Origin of the sequence: Oceanobacillus saliphilus, from assembly GCF_023522835.1 — a bacterium.
GTDB lineage: Bacteria > Bacillota > Bacilli > Bacillales > Amphibacillaceae > Oceanobacillus > Oceanobacillus saliphilus.
The window spans coordinates 1-266 of sequence record NZ_JALCZU010000170.1 but is presented as its reverse complement, the minus strand read 5'-3'; the positions used below and the strand labels follow the sequence as shown (position 1 = coordinate 266).

General features: G+C 57.5%; 1 protein-coding gene. It reads left to right on the top strand.

Going from position 1 to position 266, the window contains the following annotated elements:
- Positions 1–246, top strand: a 246-nt coding sequence (locus MN204_RS20820) for a hypothetical protein (RefSeq protein ID WP_249872955.1), incomplete at its 5' end; no start/stop codon positions are given.
- Positions 247–266: the final 20 nt, after the last annotated feature.

The window sequence follows — 266 nt, the reverse complement described above, 5'->3', positions numbered from 1 at the left end:
AAGTCCAAGAGCAAGAAAAAGAAGAAGAAGAGCACGAGCACGAAGCCCGCATTGGAAGGAGACGCTTTCGGCGAACAAATGAACCAAGTCGATGCGCTCACGGGCGCCCCGGGTGGCTCATCGCTGTCCTACTATCAGAATCGTGAAGATCATGGGGCGGCGGATGACGGCGATAGGCTCTCTCCAGCTTCACGGACGCAAAAGGTACCCTCCACATTCTCTCGGCTCCTGGCTCTCGTCACATAGACCCGACCTCGGCCACCCCT